Source organism: Methylobacterium sp. WL120 (assembly GCF_008039465.1).
GTDB classification, from domain to species: Bacteria; Pseudomonadota; Alphaproteobacteria; order Rhizobiales; family Beijerinckiaceae; genus Methylobacterium; species Methylobacterium cerastii.
The window spans coordinates 1-16,752 of the sequence record NZ_VRUT01000107.1 but is presented as its reverse complement, the minus strand read 5'-3'; the positions used below and the strand labels follow the sequence as shown (position 1 = coordinate 16,752).

14 protein-coding genes and 1 pseudogene are annotated in these 16,752 nt (G+C 68.4%); 6 read left to right on the top strand and 9 right to left on the bottom strand.

From position 1 onward, the window contains the following. From FV229_RS18435 to FV229_RS18420, 4 genes and pseudogenes are all read right to left on the bottom strand, one after another. Positions 1-140 (bottom strand): annotated as a pseudogene (locus FV229_RS18435) (IS3 family transposase); the annotation flags it as partial. A gap of 209 nt (positions 141-349) precedes the next feature. After that, positions 350-1,042: a hypothetical protein gene (locus tag FV229_RS18430; RefSeq protein WP_147753357.1), complete on the bottom strand. Its 693-nt coding sequence runs from the start codon at positions 1,040-1,042 to the stop codon at positions 350-352. Further along, the gene (locus tag FV229_RS18425) at positions 1,039-2,310 is read right to left on the bottom strand and encodes a site-specific integrase (RefSeq protein ID WP_147753356.1); all 1,272 of its coding nucleotides are present in this window, start codon (positions 2,308-2,310) and stop codon (positions 1,039-1,041) included. The genes FV229_RS18430 and FV229_RS18425 overlap by 4 nt, the downstream gene beginning before the upstream one ends. A 633-nt stretch (positions 2,311-2,943) precedes the next feature. After that, complete coding sequence (locus FV229_RS18420) at positions 2,944-3,324, bottom strand: hypothetical protein (RefSeq protein WP_147753355.1); 381 nt, start codon at positions 3,322-3,324, stop codon at positions 2,944-2,946. 97 nt (positions 3,325-3,421) lie between these two features. Here FV229_RS18420 and FV229_RS18415 point away from each other — a divergent pair, with 97 nt between their 5' ends. Beyond that, positions 3,422-4,360 carry a LysR family transcriptional regulator gene (locus FV229_RS18415; RefSeq protein WP_147753354.1) on the top strand — a complete coding sequence of 313 codons (939 nt, stop codon included), beginning with the start codon at positions 3,422-3,424 and terminating at the stop codon, positions 4,358-4,360. A 320-nt stretch (positions 4,361-4,680) separates the two neighbouring features. Here the strand turns inward: FV229_RS18415 and FV229_RS18405 are convergent, their stop codons facing one another. The 3 genes from FV229_RS18405 to FV229_RS18395 form a co-directional block, all read right to left on the bottom strand. Next, positions 4,681-6,336 (bottom strand): ABC transporter substrate-binding protein, encoded by a 1,656-nt coding sequence (locus FV229_RS18405; protein WP_147753353.1) that lies wholly within the window; start codon positions 6,334-6,336, stop codon positions 4,681-4,683. A gap of 209 nt (positions 6,337-6,545) precedes the next feature. After that, positions 6,546-8,177, bottom strand: coding sequence for an alpha-D-glucose phosphate-specific phosphoglucomutase (locus tag FV229_RS18400; RefSeq protein WP_147753352.1), 1,632 nt, complete (start codon positions 8,175-8,177; stop codon positions 6,546-6,548). A 60-nt stretch (positions 8,178-8,237) separates the two neighbouring features. Then, the gene (locus FV229_RS18395; protein ID WP_147753351.1) at positions 8,238-8,852 is read right to left on the bottom strand and encodes a WHG domain-containing protein; all 615 of its coding nucleotides are present in this window, start codon (positions 8,850-8,852) and stop codon (positions 8,238-8,240) included. A 223-nt stretch (positions 8,853-9,075) separates the two neighbouring features. On the opposite strand from FV229_RS18395, the gene FV229_RS18390 reads away from it, so the two are divergent. Continuing rightward, entirely contained in the window at positions 9,076-12,495 is a 3,420-nt protein-coding gene (locus FV229_RS18390) for an acyl-[ACP]--phospholipid O-acyltransferase (RefSeq protein ID WP_147753350.1), read from the top strand. A 160-nt stretch (positions 12,496-12,655) separates the two neighbouring features. Beyond that, the gene (gene scpA, locus FV229_RS18385; RefSeq protein ID WP_147753349.1) at positions 12,656-14,821 is read left to right on the top strand and encodes a methylmalonyl-CoA mutase; all 2,166 of its coding nucleotides are present in this window, start codon (positions 12,656-12,658) and stop codon (positions 14,819-14,821) included. A gap of 2 nt (positions 14,822-14,823) precedes the next feature. Here the strand turns inward: scpA and FV229_RS18380 are convergent, their stop codons facing one another. After that, a complete protein-coding gene (locus tag FV229_RS18380; RefSeq protein ID WP_147753348.1) occupies positions 14,824-15,027 on the bottom strand; it encodes a hypothetical protein in 204 nt (67 codons plus the stop codon). 95 nt (positions 15,028-15,122) lie between these two features. After that, a complete protein-coding gene (locus FV229_RS27500; RefSeq protein ID WP_187273601.1) occupies positions 15,123-15,260 on the bottom strand; it encodes a hypothetical protein in 138 nt (45 codons plus the stop codon). A gap of 304 nt (positions 15,261-15,564) precedes the next feature. On the opposite strand from FV229_RS27500, the gene FV229_RS18375 reads away from it, so the two are divergent. From FV229_RS18375 to FV229_RS18365, 3 genes are all read left to right on the top strand, one after another. After that, positions 15,565-16,179, top strand: a complete 615-nt coding sequence (locus tag FV229_RS18375) for a hypothetical protein (protein WP_147753347.1) — start codon at positions 15,565-15,567, stop codon at positions 16,177-16,179. Beyond that, positions 16,166-16,540 carry a transcriptional regulator gene (locus FV229_RS18370; protein WP_147753346.1) on the top strand — a complete coding sequence of 125 codons (375 nt, stop codon included), beginning with the start codon at positions 16,166-16,168 and terminating at the stop codon, positions 16,538-16,540. The genes FV229_RS18375 and FV229_RS18370 overlap by 14 nt, the downstream gene beginning before the upstream one ends. Positions 16,541-16,603: 63 nt before the next feature. Next, positions 16,604-16,752: undecaprenyl diphosphate synthase family protein (locus tag FV229_RS18365; RefSeq protein ID WP_187275191.1), on the top strand; the 149-nt coding region annotated here is incomplete at its 3' end.

The window sequence follows — 16,752 nt, the reverse complement described above, 5'->3', positions numbered from 1 at the left end:
TCACGCCGCCACCGGTAGTACGTCACCGAACTCACACCGAGCGCGCGGATTGCATCGGCCACGCTCTGGCCCTGTGAGATCAGCACGTCCGCCTGACGGAGCTTCGCGACGATCTCCTCGGGCTTCGGGTGTTTTGCCATCTCGTCCGTCCTCCAGGCTCAAAAGCCATACCAAAGGGCGGACCACTTCAATGGGGGCTGACCATCGGGCCGACGTACTGCACCTCTCGATGCTCCTGTCTCATAGGTTCCTCGCGGCTGGTAAGGCCGGCCAAGCGCCGGGCTGCCAAGAGGAATCTGTGGGATGCGTCGGCTACTGTCGGCCGGAAAGGCTGAAAACGGTTAGAAACCTAGTTGCCAGCCCTGGTTTGGAACTCACGAAGCCAAAGCGCGACGTATCCCTTCATAGTTGATTCGCCCGGCTCGCTGCGGAACGCTTTCTGGCAATACGTGAGCGCGCTCCGCACCACATCGGCTTTCGTCATCCACTCTCGATCATCGATCGATGGCATGTCGTGGTAAGCTAGCTCTTTCATTACGTGAGCCTTGATTGCATCCCAATCAAACTTCTTTGGCCTACCACCCCGATTGCGCGTCCGAGCAGCTACTAGGGTTGGGAAAAAGATACAAAGTGTAGAGGAGTCAATTTCGACTTCATACCAGCGGCTTTGTTGCTCAGTCTGAGGCTCAAGGAAGAACCCGTCGCCTTCGCATTGACTGATAAAATCGATGTGCGATCCTCGGGCAACGGACCCGATTCCACGCCGGTCCCGTCTGGATTCATAATCACGGCCTGGTTCACCGTCAGCCTTCACGTCGCCGTTCGCGATACCGGCAATAAGCTCGCGCTCAAATTGGCCAAGCTTATCGACTTTAAATCCAGCAGCTCGCATCATCACGCTCAGATGCGTGTATGAGGTTGGCGGATCTTGAGCAGAGCCGATTGCTTTCACGAAGGCCTCGTCTCGCGACAGCACCCAAGAAAGCGCCTGTACGATACTCCATCGAGCGGAGGGCGGGGTAAGCTTAATGTTGCCGGTCATTCCGCAGCCTCCTGTTCAGCCATACCGTCTGCAGCGTCTTCTAACGCCGCAGCAATAGCCTCAGAGACCCGATCGGCCGCAGCAACCAGCACCGCGTCGAGGTGGTGCACATACCGGCTCGTCACGGTGCTACCAGCGTGCCCGAGCATCGCGCCGATCGTGCTGTCGCTGTAGCCGAGATCGCCGGCCACGCTGGCGAACGAGTGCCGCAGCGTATGCGCTGTGACGCCTTCCAATCCGGCGCGGACCGTGATCCGCTCTAAAGCATCGTCGAGGCTCACGAACGCTCCTGAGCCCCGAGAAGCGGGGAGGGCGTAGGTCGATCCGGCGGTACGGTCCAAGCCGTCGAGGATAGCCAACACCGCCCTGCCGATCGGGCGAACGGAAGCGCCTTCCTTGGTATCCTCCAGCCGTAAACACAGCTCGCCACGGTCTACCTCGACCCACAGCAAACGTACGATCTCGCTCAAGCGGCAACCAGTGAGCGCTAGTAGCCGAACGCCAGCCACAGCTTGCCAGCGCTCTGCCTGGGTCGCTTCCGCTGCGGCTAGAACGCGGCCGAGCGCTGCGTACTCATCGGCAGTGAGGCGGCGCTTGCGCTTCCGGTCTGCAGGCCGCTTCACTCCGGTGGCTGGGTTGGCGGTGATGATGTTTTCGCTCACCGCATAACTGAGAATTCCGCCGAGCAGCCCGACGGTACGTGCGGCAGTGCCGGGGCCGCCCTCGACCACTGCCTTGCCCCGGAAACCCGTCTTGACCACGGCCGCCGTCTTGCCGATCTGGACATCGCGGACAAAGCGCTGAACGTCCGAAGCGATCAGTTCCACGACGAGGCGCTTGCCAAGCAGCGGTTTGATATGCCGCTCGATGCGGCCACGGTCGACGTAGAGCGTCGAGGCCTTCTTCGACGCGCCGCCTTTGCCCATGATAAGGCCCGCGTCGGCAGCCGCGAGATAGGCGTCGCAGAGTTCAGCCACTGTCATCGAACCGCGACGCGTGGCGCGTTCGTTCGCAGGATCTTCGCCCTTGATTACGTCGCCTAGAGTTACGATTGCAAGCTTGCGGGCTTCGTCGACGGTGATCTTGCCATGCGCGCCCAACGACATGCGGCGGCGCGTGCCACCCTTGGTCCGATAGTCCGCGTAGTAGACCCGTCGGCCGCTCGGGAAGACACGGACGCCAAAGCCTGGCAGGTCGCTGCACCACACGAAAAATGGCACTTCACGCGGCACGGCCGCATCGACGGTCCTTTTGCTCAGCTTCGGCATGCCTTTGGTCGTCCTGCGTCGGTGTCACCGTAGTGTCACCACAGAACGGGGCTTTTGGGAATAAGTCGGAAACGAACGGCAATCAGCGGAAAACCAAAACTGCTTCAAAAACAATCGCTTATTTGAAAAAGTAAATTGTAGCCGATCCTGGTAAATGGATGAGGATAATCCTCCGAAGGCAAAGGTCACACGTTCGAATCGTGTCGGGTGCGCCATTTCCATAGAAAACCGCGAACACGATGCGCGGCCGATGAGTCGGCGTCAGCGATGACGGTTTTACGGATTGGCTTTGTCCCCTCCAATCCAGAGGAAATCGATCTCGACGCGATCGGCACGCCTCGAAGCCAAGCTTCGTCGAACGGGTTTCGACAACCTGTAATGCGCTCGCGCCTGAACGCACCGAAGCCTTCGATCAGTCTGCGGTAGATCAACCCGCCGGAAGAACCCGACGAGGTGCGAGGCAGGGGCTGCGAGTTGCCGGCGCGGAGCGGGTGTTTCGCGAGCATGTCCGCGTGGTGCTGGGCCGCGCCTTGGAGGGCATGCGGACCGACGGGGCGGCTTTGCGACGAACGCCTGCTCCCGGCCTCGTCGAGAGACCGGGAGGGTCGGCGAGCCCGGGCATACCGGGCGCGATCAATCGACGGCCGCGGCCTCGAGCGTCACGGCCTTGGTCCGGGACGGCTGGACCAGGATGCGGTCGCCGGCGCGGCTGATCTCGATCGTCTCGGCAGGCGCGTCGGCCTGGCGGGGGGTCGAGAGCGTGACGCTCTGGTCGTCGGCCAGCACCGTCTCGAAGCGGACGGCCGGGGCGGCGGCCCGGGGCGCCAGGGTGACGACGACGCGGTAGCCCTTCGCCTCGGCCGTGTAGTAGGCGACGCCCGAGAGCGTGCCGAGGTCGACGCTGCCGGCCTGGGCCGGCTTGATCTCGGCGGCGGCGGCGGCCGTGCCGAGGCCGGCGGAGAGGGCGAGGATCGCGGCGAGGGCGACGGTGCGGCTGCGGGTCTTGGTGAACATGGTCGTGTGACTTTCGTGCTGCGAAGGGCCTGATGCCCTTGCCTTGGTCACGAATATGTTCTGCAGTGCATCATGGATCAAACCGATCGTATCGTTGATGACTATCGATCATATCGATCTTAGCCGCGTCGATCTGAACCTCCTCGTCGCCCTCGACGCGATGCTGGCCGAGCGAAGCGTGACGCGCGCCGCGGCCCGGATCGGCGTCGGCCAGTCGGCGATGAGCTCGAGCCTCGCCCGCCTGCGCCGGCTGTTCGACGACGAGCTGCTGACCCGCGCCCCCGACGGGATGCGCCCGACCCCGCGCGCGCTGGCGCTCGCCGAGCCGGTTCGCGCGGCCCTGCGACAGATCCAGGCGATCGTGCGCCGCGAGGCGGCGTTCGACCCGGCGACGACCGAGCGGACCTTCACCGTGAGCCTGCCGGACAGCACCGAGGTGCTGCTCGGGCCGCGGCTGCTCGGTTACCTGCGCGCGGAGGCGCCGGGCATCCGCCTGCTGCTGCGCTCGGTCGATCGCACGCACATCCTGGAGGAGCTCGACGCGGACCGGGTCGACCTCGCCATCGGCTTCGGGTTCGAGGGCCAGACCCACCACAAGCAGCGGCTGCTCTACCGCGACACCTACGTCTGCCTGTTCGACGCCGGCCAGGTCGGGCTCGTACCGCCGATCTCGCTCGACGACTACCTGCGCTTCCCGCACGTCCTCACCAGCCTGCGCGAGACCGCCCACGGGGTCGTCGACGACGCGCTGGCCAAGCTCGGCCGGGCGCGCACCCTCGCGCTCACGACGCCGCGCTTCCTGGTGGTGCCGTTCCTGGTGCGCGCCGCACCGGTGATCACGACGATGCACGCGCGCCTCGCGACCTACTTCGCCGACGCCCTCGGCCTGACGGTGAGCCCGGCGCCGGTGGCGCTCGAAGAGGTCGCCGTCTCGATGCTCTGGCACGCCTCCTACGACGACGACCCGGCCCACCGCTGGCTGCGGCAGGTGCTGGTGCGGCTGGCGGGGGAGGCGGCGGAGGCCGAGCGGCTTTGAGGGGGTGGAGGCGGGCCAGCGGCATTCGCATCGCGCGATCGCCGATCGACGCATATCCTGGGATATGCCGGGCCTCGCATTGGACCTCCGCAGAGAAAGCCGCGCATCCCCTCTCTCCGCACGCGGGGAAAGGGCTTTGCCGACCTCGTCGTCGGCAAAACGAGGCGGCAGCCGAAGGCGAGGGGGCGCGAACGGTCAAGACTTTTCCGGCCGCTCCCCCTCACCGCCGCTGCGGCTTCGCCTTCGCTACCCGGCTGCACGACGAGGTGCGGCCGGGCCTCTCCCCGCGTGCGGGGAGAGGGGAGACCCGCGCCGTCCGATCACGCCAGGGTCGTCAGGTCCTGGAACCAGTGCTGGGCCTGGGTGTAGCCCTTCACCTTCTTCGAGAGCGCGTGCGGGTTGGTATCGTGCACGACCCAGACCTGCACCGCCTCGTCGACCACGATCTCGTGGATGCGTGCCAGGAGCTTGTCCTGCTCGGCCGGGTCGAGGCTGGCCTTGACCTTGTCGCAGAGGGCGTCGACCTCGGCGTTCTTCCAGTGGCTCCAGTTCACCCCGTTCGGCGCGACCTGGCGCGAATCGTAGAAGCGCAGGATCGCGTAGAACGGGTCGGAGGTGACGTAGGCGATGTTTCCGGCCGAGATGCCCTTCTGGCTCGGGTCGGCCGCGCCCTGGCGCCAGCCGGTGTAGGCGACCTCCAGCTCGACGGTCTTGAACTCCACCTGGATGCCGATCTCGGCCCAGCTCTGCTGGATGAACTCGTTGATCGGCAGGGACAGCATCTGCCCGGTGCCGCCGGTGGGAATCAGGATCGTCGCCTTCACCGGGTTCTTCACCGAGAAGCCGGCCTCCTCGACGAGCGTCTTGGCCGCCGCGACGTCGGTCTTGATCTGGAAGGTCGGCTTGCCGAACCACGGGCTCGACGCCTGGACCTGCCCGACGGCCGGGGCGGCGAGGCCGCCCATCAGCTGGACCACGCCGTCGCGGTCGACGGCGAGGTTGGCGGCCTTGCGCAGGCGGATGTCGCGCCAGGGCGAGCCCTCGACCATCGACAGGTGGTAGTTCCACACGTGCGGCGTGTCGTTGCCGACGATCCGCATGCCGGCGGCCTTGAGGCGCGGCACGGCGTCGGGCGCCGGCAGCTCGATCAGGTCCACGTTGCCCGAGAGCAGCGCGTTCACCCGGGCGAGGTCTTCCGGCACGCAGGCCAGCGTCAGCTTGGCGAGCTTCGGCGCGCGCTTGGGGTTCCAGTAGGCCTCGTTCGCCACCAGTTCGAGGCGGACGCGGGGCTGCAGCACGCCGATCTTGTAGGGGCCGGTGCCGGAGGGCTGGAACGCGAATTTCGACCAGTCGCGCCCGACCGCTTCGAACTGCGCCGGCGACGAGATCAGGAACCACAGCATCTGGTACGGGAACAGGCTGTCGGCCGTCTTGGTGGTGACCTGCACGGTCATCGCGTCGAGCTTCTTGTAGGACGCGACGCCGGGCAGGCGCGGGCGCACCTGGGCGGCCTGGCGCTGGTCGAAGTGCGGCGCCTCCTTGTTGAGCACCTTGTCGAAGTTCCAGATCACCGCGTCGGCGTCGAAGGCCGAGCCGTCGTGGAACTTGACCCCATCGCGCAGGCGGAACGTCCAGTTCCTGCGGTCGGCCGGGTCGCTCTCCCATGCGGTCGCGAGGCCGGGCACCATCTTGCCCGGACGGTCCGAGACGTCGAGCTCCCAGGCGATCAGCGGATCGTAGAGGGTCAGCCCCGTGAATTGGTAGCCGCCCGCGCCCTTGTCCGGCTGGCCGGTGGTGAGCGGCAGGTCCGACATCGAGATGCCGTAGGTCAGGCTGCCGGAGGGCGCACCTGCGGCCGGCGCCGGTGCGCCTTGCGCGAGGGCGCCGGGCGCCGCGAGCGGCCAGCCGGCGGCGAGCGCACCGAGGGCGGCGCTGCCGAGCATGAGGTGGCGGCGCGTGAGCGAAGTCTTGTCCATCGGGCACTTTTCGATCGCGGGGCGGGAACGGCCCGCGCGTCGAAGGACCCGGCGACGCCGCCTGCCAAGCGGTCGGCCTACCGTGTCCGCGGCAAGGAGGAGCCTCCTTGCACCGTGCCGCGCAGGCATGCGCCGGGAAGAGGCACACAATATGCCAAGCGGCGGTCCCGCGCCTGACAACCAGTAGTTTGCGCCGTCGGGCGGTCCCCTCAGGTCACCACGCTCGGCTCGGCCCGGCCGGTGAGCGCCGCGATCTCGGCGAGTTCGCCGGCGACAGCGACCAGGGGGGCCAGCACCTCCGCCACCGGACGCTCGAGCCGGTCCGGCGCGGCCTCGTAGCGCTCGATGTAGACGCGCAGCGTCGCGCCCGCCGTGCCGGTGCCGGACAGGCGGTAGACGATGCGGGCATCCTCCGCGAAGGTCACGCGGACGCCCTGGCGCTCGCTCACCGAGCCGTCAACCGGGTCGACGTAGCGGAAGTCGTCCGCCGCCGAGACCGTGAAGTCGCCGATCCGCCGTCCCGGAAGGGCGGCGAGCTTTTCGCGCAGGCCGTCTATCAGGCGGTTGGCGGCGTCGGAGGCGATCTCCTCGTAATCGTGGCGGGTGTAGTAGTCGCGCCCGAAGCGCGCCCAGTGCTCGCGCACGATGGCGTCGGCGCGCTTGCCCGTCACCGCCAGGATGTTGAGCCAGAGCAGTACCGCCCAAAGCCCGTCCTTCTCGCGGACGTGGTTCGAGCCCGTGCCGGCGCTCTCCTCGCCGCAGAGGGTGATCAGGCCGGCATCGAGCAGGGTGCCGAAGAACTTCCAACCGGTCGGCGTCTCGTAGGCGCCGATCCCCAGCGCCGCGGCGACCCGGTCGGCGGCGCGGCTGGTCGGCATCGATCGGGCGATGCCGGCAAGGCCCGCGGCGTAGCCCGGCGCCGAGGTCGCGTGCGCGGAAAGGATCGCGAGGCTGTCGCTCGGGGTGACGAACAGGCCCGGCGCGACGATCATGTTGCGGTCGCCGTCGCCGTCCGATGCGGCGCCGAAATCCGGCGCGTCGGCCCCGAGCATCAGGTCGTAGAGGTCGTGGGCGTGGACCGGGTTCGGGTCCGGGTGGTGCCCGCCGAAATCCTCCTTCGGCTCGCCGTTGACCACCGTGCCGGGGGCCGCGCCGAGCATGCCTTCGAGGATCGCGTGGGCGTAGGGGCCGGTCACCGCGCTCATGGCGTCGAAGCGCATGCGAAAGCCGGAGGCGAACAGGCGGCGGATCGCGTCGAAGTCGATCAGCGCGGCCATCAGCGCGGCGTAGTCGGCGACCGGGTCGATCACCTCCACGACCATGTCGCCGATCCGCGTCGTCCCGACCTGGTCGAGGTCGAGGTCGGGCACGTCGGCGATGCGGTATTCCGTCAGCGTCTTCGTGGCCTCGAAGATCGCCTCGGTGACGCCCTCGGGCGCCGGGCCACCGTTGGCGGTGTTGAACTTGATGCCGAAATCGCCGTCCGGGCCGCCGGGATTGTGGCTCGCCGAGAGGATGATGCCGCCGATCGCCCCGTGCTTACGGATCACGCAGGAGGCGGCCGGCGTCGAGAGCAGGCCACCCCGGCCGACGAGCACCCGCCCGAACCCGTTGGCGGCGGCGATCTTCAGGGTGGTCTGCACCACAGCGCGGTTGAAGAAGCGGCCGTCGCCGCCGAGGACCAGGGTCGCGCCCTCGCGGCCGGAGACGGACTGGACGATCGCCTGGACGAAGGTCTCGACGTAGTGGGCTTGCCGGAAGTGCGTGACCTTCTTGCGCAACCCCGACGTGCCGGGTTTCTGATCGGAGAACGGCGTCGTCGGCACGCGTTTCAGGACCATGGTTCGCTCGATCTCTCAGGGACTTTCCGCTCAACAACCCGGTTTCGCGGGAGCGGTCAATCAGGCGTCTGGCGCAAGGAAGCGGGCCACGAGCATCCGGGCGAGGTCGATGGGCGCCGCGTCCGTCAGCGCCCCGAGCTTGCCCGAGGTGGAGAGCGAGGCGAGCCCGTGGAGCGAGGCCCACAGGGCGGCGACCGCCCGGGCGCGCTCGTCGGCGGCGGGAAGCAGCGGCTTCAGCGTCGCGTCGACGAGATCGGTGGCGCCCGCCAGCGCCTCCCAGTACCAGTCCGGCACCGCGGCGCCGCGCGCGGGCGCATGGTCGGAGACGAGGCTCCAGACCGCCGGGTCCGCGGCGACGAAGCCGAGGTAGGCCTCGGCCAGGGCCGCCGCGTTCGCCCGCGGCGACGCCTCGGGATCGATGGCGGCTTCGAGGGCGACCTTCAGACGGCCGAAGGTGCGGGCGTTCACCCGCAGCAGCACCGCGTCGAGGTCGCCGACCGCGTTGTAGATCGAGTTCGGCGCGTAGCCGATGGCGGTCGCGAGCGGACGCATCCCCAGCGCGCGCACGCCCTGGTCCCGGACGATGCCCTCTGCGGCCGCGCAGACCAGAGCGACGAAGCCGGCCCGGTCGAGGTCGCCGCGCGGGCCTGCGGCGCGCTTCTTAACGGTCTTCACGCTATGGCCCCGGCTGCATCTCGTGCGGTCGCGCACGGGATCGAGCGATAGATTGCACGGCGTGCAAGAACAAGCTTGCGCGCAGCCGCAGACTGCATAGTTTGCACGTTGTTCAAATTCCGGTGGCGGGGCGCGGCGGACTTCGGTCCTCGGCCAGCGCAGGACCGGGATTTGACGCGACCGCACGGGTTGAGCCAGTCATGGCCCAGCCGGGGAGACCGCCATGTTCCGTTCGCTGATGACCGCCCGGCGTTTCGCGCCGCTGTTTTGGTGCCAATTCTTTTCGGCGTTCAACGACAACTTCCTCAAGAACGCGCTCGCCTTCCTGATCCTGTTCAAGGTCAACCAGGCAGGCGAGTCCGACGCCGGCATCCTGGTGACGTTGGCCAGCGCCGTGTTCATCGCCCCGTTCTTCATCCTGTCGGGCTTGGGCGGAGAGCTCGCCGACCGCTACGACAAGGCGGTCATCGCCAAGCGCCTGAAGTTCGCGGAGATCTTCGCCGCCGGCACCGCCGTGCTCGGCTTCTTTCTCGCCTCGGTGCCGATCCTGTTCGTGGCGCTCGGGCTGTTCGGGACCATCGCGGCGCTGTTCGGGCCGATCAAGTACGGAATCCTCCCCGATCATCTGAAGCGTGAGGAGCTGCCGGCCGGCAACGCGCTCGTCGAGGCCGCGACCTTCCTCGCGATCCTGCTCGGCACGATCGCGGCGGGCTTCGCCAGCGCCATGGGCGGCTCGCACCTCGTCTTCGGTGGCCTGATCATGGCCTTCGCCGTCCTGTGCTGGCTCGCCGCCCGCGCCATCCCGGCGACCGGCGAGGGCGCCCCCGACCTGCACGTCGACCGCAACGTCGCGCGCTCGACCGTGGCGTTGCTGCGCGACCTGTGGGGCGACCGCCGCCTGTGGCGCGGCTCGGTGATCGTCAGCTGGTTCTGGCTCGTCGGCGTCGTCGTGCTGTCGCTGCTGCCGCTTCTGGTCCGCCACGACTTCAACGGCTCCGAGACGGTGGTGACGCTGCTGCTCGCCGTGTTCTCGGTCGGCATCGCGCTCGGTTCCGGCGTCGCCTCGTGGCTGTGCAGCGGGCGGATCGTGCTGTTGCCGACCCCCGTCGGCGCGCTGCTGATGGGCCTGTTCGGCCTCGACCTCGCCTGGACGGTGGCCCACCACGCGCCGGAGACCGGCGCGATGATCGGCGCCGCCGACTTCCTGCGCACCGGCTCGGGCCTGCGGGTCGCGATCGACTTCCTCGGGCTGGCCATGGCCGGCGGCCTCTACATCGTGCCGTCGTTCGCCGCGGTGCAGGCCTGGACCGACAAGGACAAGCGCGCCCGCATCATCGGCGCCGTCAACGTGATGACGGCGGCCTTCATGGTCGGCGGCACGCTGGCGCTGGCCGCCCTCCAGGGCGCCGGGTTCTCCAGCGCGACGCTGCTGGCGCTCGTGGCCGTGCTCAACCTCGTCGTCGCCGTGATCGTCCTCGTCACGCTGGAGACGAGCCCGTTCCGCGACTTCCTCTCGATCCTGTTCCGGGCGTTCTACCGGCTCGAGGTCCGCGGCCTCGACAACGTCGAGAAGGCCGGGGCGAACTGCATCGTCGCCCTCAACCACGTCTCGTTCCTCGACGCGCCGCTTGCCCTGTCGCTGCTCGCCCAGGAGCCGGTCTTCGCCGTCGACCACGGCATCGCGCAGCGCTGGTGGGTGAAGCCGTTCCTGCGGGTCACCAAGGCGATGCCGCTCGACCCGACCCGCCCGCTCGCCACCCGCCAGCTGATCAACGCGGTAAAGGGCGGCGAGACGCTGATCATCTTCCCCGAGGGGCGGCTCACCGTCACCGGCAGCCTGATGAAGGTCTACGACGGCGCGGGGCTGATCGCCGACAAGTCCGGAGCGATGGTCGTCCCCGTCCGCATCGAGGGCTTGGAGCGGACCGTGTTCTCGCGGCTGTCACGCGACCAGGTTAGACGGCGCTGGTGGCCCAAGGTCGTCGTCACGGTGATGCCGCCGGTCAAGCTCGCCGTCGACGCAAGCCTCAAAGGCAAGGCCCGGCGGCAGGCTGCGGGTGCGGGGCTCTACGGCATCATGTCCGAGTTGGTCTTCGACACCACCGACATCGACCGCAGCGTGATGACGGCACTGATCGCGGCCGGCGAGCGCTTCGGCTGGCGCCGGACGGCTTTGGAGGACCCGGTTTCGGGCAAGATGACCTATTCGCGCCTGGTGATGGGCGCCAACATCCTCGCCCGCAAGCTGATGCCGATGGTCTCGGAGGGCAAAGCCATTGGGCTGATGCTGCCGAACGCCAACGGCGCCGCGGTGACGTTCTTCGCGCTGGCCTCGGCCGGCCGGGTGCCGGCGATGATCAACTTCTCCGCCGGCGCCGCCAACATCCTGTCGGCGTGCAAGGCGGCGGAGGTGACGAAGATCCTCACCTCCCGCGCCTTCATCGAGAAGGGCCGCCTCGGCCCGCTCGTCGAGGCGATCAAGGACAAAGTGGAGCTGGTCTACCTGGAGGACGTGCGCGCCACCGTTACGGCGGGCGACAAGATCCGCGGCCTTCTCGCGGCCCGAAAGCCGCTCGTCGCGCGCACCGGCGAGGATGCGGCCGCGATCCTGTTCACCTCGGGCTCGGAGGGAACGCCGAAGGGCGTGATGGTGGCCAACCGGGGCATGCTCGCAAACGTCGCCCAGGTCGCCGCCCGGATCGATTTCGGACCGTCCGACAAGGTGTTCAACGTGCTGCCGATCTTCCACGCCTTCGGGCTGACCTCGGCCCTGGTGCTGCCGCTGGTCTCGGGCGTGCCGGTCTACCTCTACCCGTCGCCGCTGCACTACCGGATCGTGCCGGAGCTGGTCTACGGCTCGAACGCGACGGTCCTGTTCGGCACCGACACCTTCCTCACCGGCTACGCCAAGGTGGCGCACGCCTACGACCTGCGTTCGCTGCGCTACGTCGTGGCCGGCGCCGAGCCGGTGAAGGATACGACCCGCCGCACCTACGCGGAGAAGTTCGGCCTGCGCATCCTCGAAGGCTACGGCGTCACCGAATGCGGCCCGGTGGTCGCGGTCAACACGCCGATGTTCAACCGCTTCGGCACCGTCGGCCGGCTGGTGCCGGGCATGGAGCACCGCCTCGACCCGGTCCCCGGCATCGACGAGGGCGGCCGCCTCGTGGTGCGCGGCCCCAACATCATGCTCGGGTATCTCCGCGCCGAGAACCCCGGCGTGCTGGAGGCCCCAGTGGACGGCTGGCACGACACCGGCGACATCGTCGCGATCGACGCGCAGGGCTTCGTGGCGATCAAGGGCCGCGCCAAGCGCTTCGCGAAGATCGCCGGCGAGATGATCTCGCTCGCCGGCATCGAGGCCACCGCCGCCGACCTCTGGCCCGACAGCCCGAGCGCGGTGGCCGCGGTGCCCGACGCGCGCAAGGGCGAGCGGCTGGTGTTGTTCACGCAAGCCAAGGACGGGACCCGGGCCGCCTACCAAGCCTTCGCCAAGGGCCGCGGCGCCCCCGACCTCGCGATCCCGGCGGAGGTGGTGGTGATCGACGCGATCCCGATGCTCGGCACCGGCAAGGTCGACCAGGTGGCGGTGACCAAGCTCGCGCGGGATCGCGCGGGCGGGCAGGAGGCGACCGCGGCTTGATCACCTGAGAGTTACCGCTTCTTTCCTTCCCCCTCTGTGGGGGAGGGAAGAAGCGCCCCAGACTCATATGGCTGAACCATAGCAACGAAGAGGGCTGTCGCCTCCGATCGCGTCTCGCCTATAATGGCGAAAAGCCCGGCCCCGATCGAGAAGACCGCCCATGACCTCCCGCATCCCGAACTTCGCCGAGATCGCCTGGGGCGCGGACGCCGTCGCCGTGCCGCCGCCGCCGTCGGGGGAGCCTTGGATGACCCCCGAGGGCATCCCGGTGAAGACCCATTACGGGCCGGAGGACCGGGCGGGGCTCGAGTTCGTCGACACCTATCCCGGCGTCGCGCCCTATCTGCGCGGGCCGTATCCGACGATGTACGTCACCCAGCCCTGGACGATCCGTCAGTATGCGGGGTTCTCTACGGCCGAGGATTCGAACGCGTTCTACCGGCGCAACCTCGCCGCCGGGCAGAAGGGCCTGTCGGTGGCCTTCGACCTCGCGACCCACCGCGGCTACGATTCCGACCACCCGCGGGTGTCCGGCGACGTCGGCATGGCGGGCGTCGCGATCGATTCGATCTACGACATGCGCACGCTGTTCTCCGGCATCCCGCTCGACGAGATGACCGTGTCGATGACGATGAACGGCGCGGTGCTGCCGATCCTCGCGCTCTACATCGTCGCCGCGGAAGAGCAGGGCGTGCCGCCGGAGAAGCTCGCCGGCACGATCCAGAACGACATCCTCAAGGAGTTCATGGTCCGCAACACCTACATCTATCCCCCGAAGGGATCGATGCGGATCATCTCGGACATCTTCGCCTACACCTCGAAGAACATGCCGAAATTCAACTCGATCTCGATCTCCGGCTACCACATGCAGGAAGCCGGCGCGACCAACGACCTCGAGCTCGCCTACACGCTGGCCGACGGCGTCGAGTACATCAAGGCGGGTCTGGCCGCCGGCCTGACGATCGACCAGTTCGCCCCGCGGCTGTCGTTCTTCTGGGCGATCTCGACGAACTACTTCATGGAGATCGCCAAGATGCGGGCCGCGCGCCTGATCTGGGCTAAGCTCGTCAAGGAGTTCGAGCCCAAGAGCGAGAAGTCGCTGCCGCTGCGCACCCACTCGCAGACCTCGGGCTGGTCGCTGACCGCGCAGGACGTGTTCAACAACGTCACCCGCACCTGCATCGAGGCGATGGCGGCGACGCAGGGCGGCACGCAATCGCTCCACACCAACGCGCTCGACGAGGCGCTGGCGCTGCCGACCGACTTCTCGGCCCGCATCGCCCGCAACACCCAGCTGTTCTTGCAGCAGGAGAGCGGCACCACGCGCATCGTCGATCCGTGGGGCGGCTCTTACTACGTCGAGAAGCTCACCGCCGACATCGTCGCGCGCGCCTGGGAGCACCTGCGCGAGGTCGAGGAGCTCGGCGGCATGGCCAAGGCGATCGAGGCCGGCATCCCGAAGCTCAGGATCGAGGAGGCGGCGGCGCGCGCCCAGGCGCGGATCGATTCGGGCCGCCAGACCATCGTCGGCATCAACAAGTTCAAGCCCGACGACGAGATGAAGATCGAGCTGATGCGCGTCGATAACGGCAACGTGCGCACGCTGCAGATCGACAAGCTCAAGCGCCTGCGCTCCGAGCGGAACCAGGCCGACGTCGACGCGCGGCTCGCGGCCCTCACCAAGGCGGCGGAAGGGGAGGGCAACCTGCTCGAGCTCGCCGTCGAGGCGGCGCGCGCCAAGGCGACGGTGGGCGAGATCTCCGATGCGCTGGAGAAAGCCTGGGGCCGGCACCGCGCCGAGATCCGGTCGATCTCGGGCGTATACAAGCGGGAGGTGGGTGGTATGTCGCCAGCGGTCGAGCAGGTGCGTGGGCTGGTCGAGGCCTTCGAGGAGAACGACGGGCGCCGCCCGCGCATCCTCGTCGCCAAAATGGGTCAGGACGGGCACGACCGCGGCCAGAAGGTGATCGCTTCGGCCTTCGCCGACCTCGGCTTCGACGTGGATATCGGGCCGCTCTTCGCCACGCCGGCCGAAGCCGCGCGGCAGGCGGTGGAGAACGACGTGCACATCGTCGGCGTGTCGTCGCTCGCCGCCGGCCACCTGACGCTGGTGCCGGAGCTGAAGGCGGCGCTCACCGAGCAGGGCCGCGGCGACGTGATGATCGTGATCGGCGGCGTGATCCCGCCCGGCGACTACGACGCGCTCTACGCGGCCGGCGCCTCGGCGATCTTCCCGCCGGGCACGGTGATCGCGGAAGCCGCGGTCAAGCTGATCGAGGAGCTGAACGGCCGGCTCGGCTACGTCGCGCAACAGGCCGCCGAGTAAGGCTACTCCGACGGCGTCCGCGTCGGCAGGGCCGGCGCGGCCGGGGTGATCGAGCCGGTGGCCTCGGGGCCGCCGGCGCGGAACAGGGCCTGGGCGGATTGCTCGGCCCGCTCACGGTCGAGCTTTTGCGCGGCCAGCAGCGCGCAGACCACGAGCAGGGCTACCCCGAATACCGCCTTGGCCGTCGTCCAGATGCGATCGAGCATGCCCCGTGGTGGCATGCCGTCGGTTAGCGGGATGACAACGCCGGCACCTTTTCCACCGGCGCTTTCCCCCCGGCGGGTCGCGAGCCTCGGCCGCGCTACTTCGTCTTCTTGCCGGCGGTCTTGATCGCGGCGCTGACCATGTCCTTGGTCGAGGGCGCCGCAGCAATCGTCTTGGAAACCGCCTTCTTCGGCTTTTTCGTCTCGCGGTTTCCGCGCTTGTTCTCGGTCGCCATCACGTTCTCCCGTTTGCGTTCGCGGTGATGATGGCACGGTTTTGGGTGTGCGCGCCGACAAAAGACTTTTTGCGCGCTTTCGTGATGCACACGGATACATCGGGACGGTCGGAAATTCGCTGGCGAAGCACGTCGTTAGAGGGATGGAACGATCCGCAAAGTGATGCGCCCCGGCAATGCGGACCTGCGTCGGAGCACAGCCACCCGGCAGCGTATTAAACCGCAGGTTGCAACAAATCGCTTGCCGGATTCGCAGGCTCGGGTTACTTTGCATTGCAAAGCATGATCCGGTCCGGAGAGCTTCATGCACGACCTCGACAAGGCCCTGGCGGACATCGTCGCGATCCGCTCGCAGATCGCGCGGGACACCGCATTTCGCGGCCTCGGCTCGGCGGCCCTGGCCGCCACCGGGGTGCTGGCGCTCGCCACCGCCTGCGGGCAGGCGCTCTGGCTCGGCGATCCGATCGCGCGGCCGCTGCTGTTCTTCGGCCTGTGGATCGCAACGGCCTGCGCCGCGGGCGGGCTGATCGGCATCGAGACCGTGCGGCGCTCGCGCCGACTGCATTCGGGCCTGGCCGACGCCATGGTCTGGAACGCGATCGAAGGGTTCCTGCCGGCCGCGGGCGCGGGCGCCTGCCTCGCCGTGGTGATCGCCCGCTTCGCGCCGGATGAGATCTGGATGCTGCCCGGCCTGTGGCAGGTTCTGGTCGGGCTCGGCCTGTTCGCCTCGGCGCGGATCCTGCCCCGCGCCGTCCAGGGGGCCGGCGCGTGGTATCTCCTAGCCGGCCTGACGGTGCTGGCGATTGCGAGCGAGAGCCGGGCGCTCTCGCCCTGGCTGATGGGGCTGCCCTTCGCGGTCGGGCAGGGCTGGCTCGCCCTCGTCATGTCGAACGCGGGAGGCGTCGATGGCGACCTCTGACCGGGCCGACGGCCGCTTCTCCTATGACGGGCTCGATCGGGTGATCCACGAGAAGGCGCGGCTGAGCGTGCTGACCTCGTTGGTCGGCCACCCGAAGGGCCTTCCGTTCCCCGACCTCAAGCGCCTGTGCGGGCTCACCGACGGCAACCTCAGCCGGCACCTCGCGGTGCTGCAGGAGGCCGACTTGGTCAGCCTGGAGAAGGGCCACGCCCACAACCGGCCGCAGACCCTGTGCCGGCTGACCCCGGCTGGGCGGACGCGCTTCCTCGATTATCTCGCCGTGCTGGAACAGGTGGTGCGCGACGCGGCTAAGGCCGCCCGCGCGCCGGATTCCGGCCGGCTCGACGCCAACCCGGCCTGACCGCCGAACGCCCCTTTTGCGCCTCCGCCTGCCACGCCGCTTCCCGTCCGGAGCCTTCACACGATGCAAAGCCCATCCGACCCCAGGCCGGGCCTCCACGCGGCGATCATCATGGACGGCAACGGCCGCTGGGCGACCCGTCGCGGGCTGCCGCGCGCCGCCGGCCACCGCACCGGCGTCGAGGCGATCCGGCGCACGGCCGAGGCCTGCCC

What these genes read in the sequence shown, in the direction of transcription:
- FV229_RS18430 (WP_147753357.1), bottom strand. Translation starts at nt 1,042, where the DNA reads ATGACCGGCAACATTAAGCTTACCCCGCCCTCCGCTCGATGGAGTATC.
- FV229_RS18425 (WP_147753356.1), bottom strand. Translation starts at nt 2,310, where the DNA reads ATGCCGAAGCTGAGCAAAAGGACCGTCGATGCGGCCGTGCCGCGTGAA.
- FV229_RS18420 (WP_147753355.1), bottom strand. Translation starts at nt 3,324, where the DNA reads ATGTTCACCAAGACCCGCAGCCGCACCGTCGCCCTCGCCGCGATCCTC.
- FV229_RS18415 (WP_147753354.1), top strand. Translation starts at nt 3,422, where the DNA reads ATGACTATCGATCATATCGATCTTAGCCGCGTCGATCTGAACCTCCTC.
- FV229_RS18405 (WP_147753353.1), bottom strand. Translation starts at nt 6,336, where the DNA reads ATGGACAAGACTTCGCTCACGCGCCGCCACCTCATGCTCGGCAGCGCC.
- FV229_RS18400 (WP_147753352.1), bottom strand. Translation starts at nt 8,177, where the DNA reads ATGGTCCTGAAACGCGTGCCGACGACGCCGTTCTCCGATCAGAAACCC.
- FV229_RS18390 (WP_147753350.1), top strand. Translation starts at nt 9,076, where the DNA reads ATGTTCCGTTCGCTGATGACCGCCCGGCGTTTCGCGCCGCTGTTTTGG.
- scpA (WP_147753349.1), top strand. Translation starts at nt 12,656, where the DNA reads ATGACCTCCCGCATCCCGAACTTCGCCGAGATCGCCTGGGGCGCGGAC.
- FV229_RS18380 (WP_147753348.1), bottom strand. Translation starts at nt 15,027, where the DNA reads ATGCTCGATCGCATCTGGACGACGGCCAAGGCGGTATTCGGGGTAGCC.
- FV229_RS27500 (WP_187273601.1), bottom strand. Translation starts at nt 15,260, where the DNA reads ATGGCGACCGAGAACAAGCGCGGAAACCGCGAGACGAAAAAGCCGAAG.
- FV229_RS18375 (WP_147753347.1), top strand. Translation starts at nt 15,565, where the DNA reads ATGCACGACCTCGACAAGGCCCTGGCGGACATCGTCGCGATCCGCTCG.
- FV229_RS18370 (WP_147753346.1), top strand. Translation starts at nt 16,166, where the DNA reads ATGGCGACCTCTGACCGGGCCGACGGCCGCTTCTCCTATGACGGGCTC.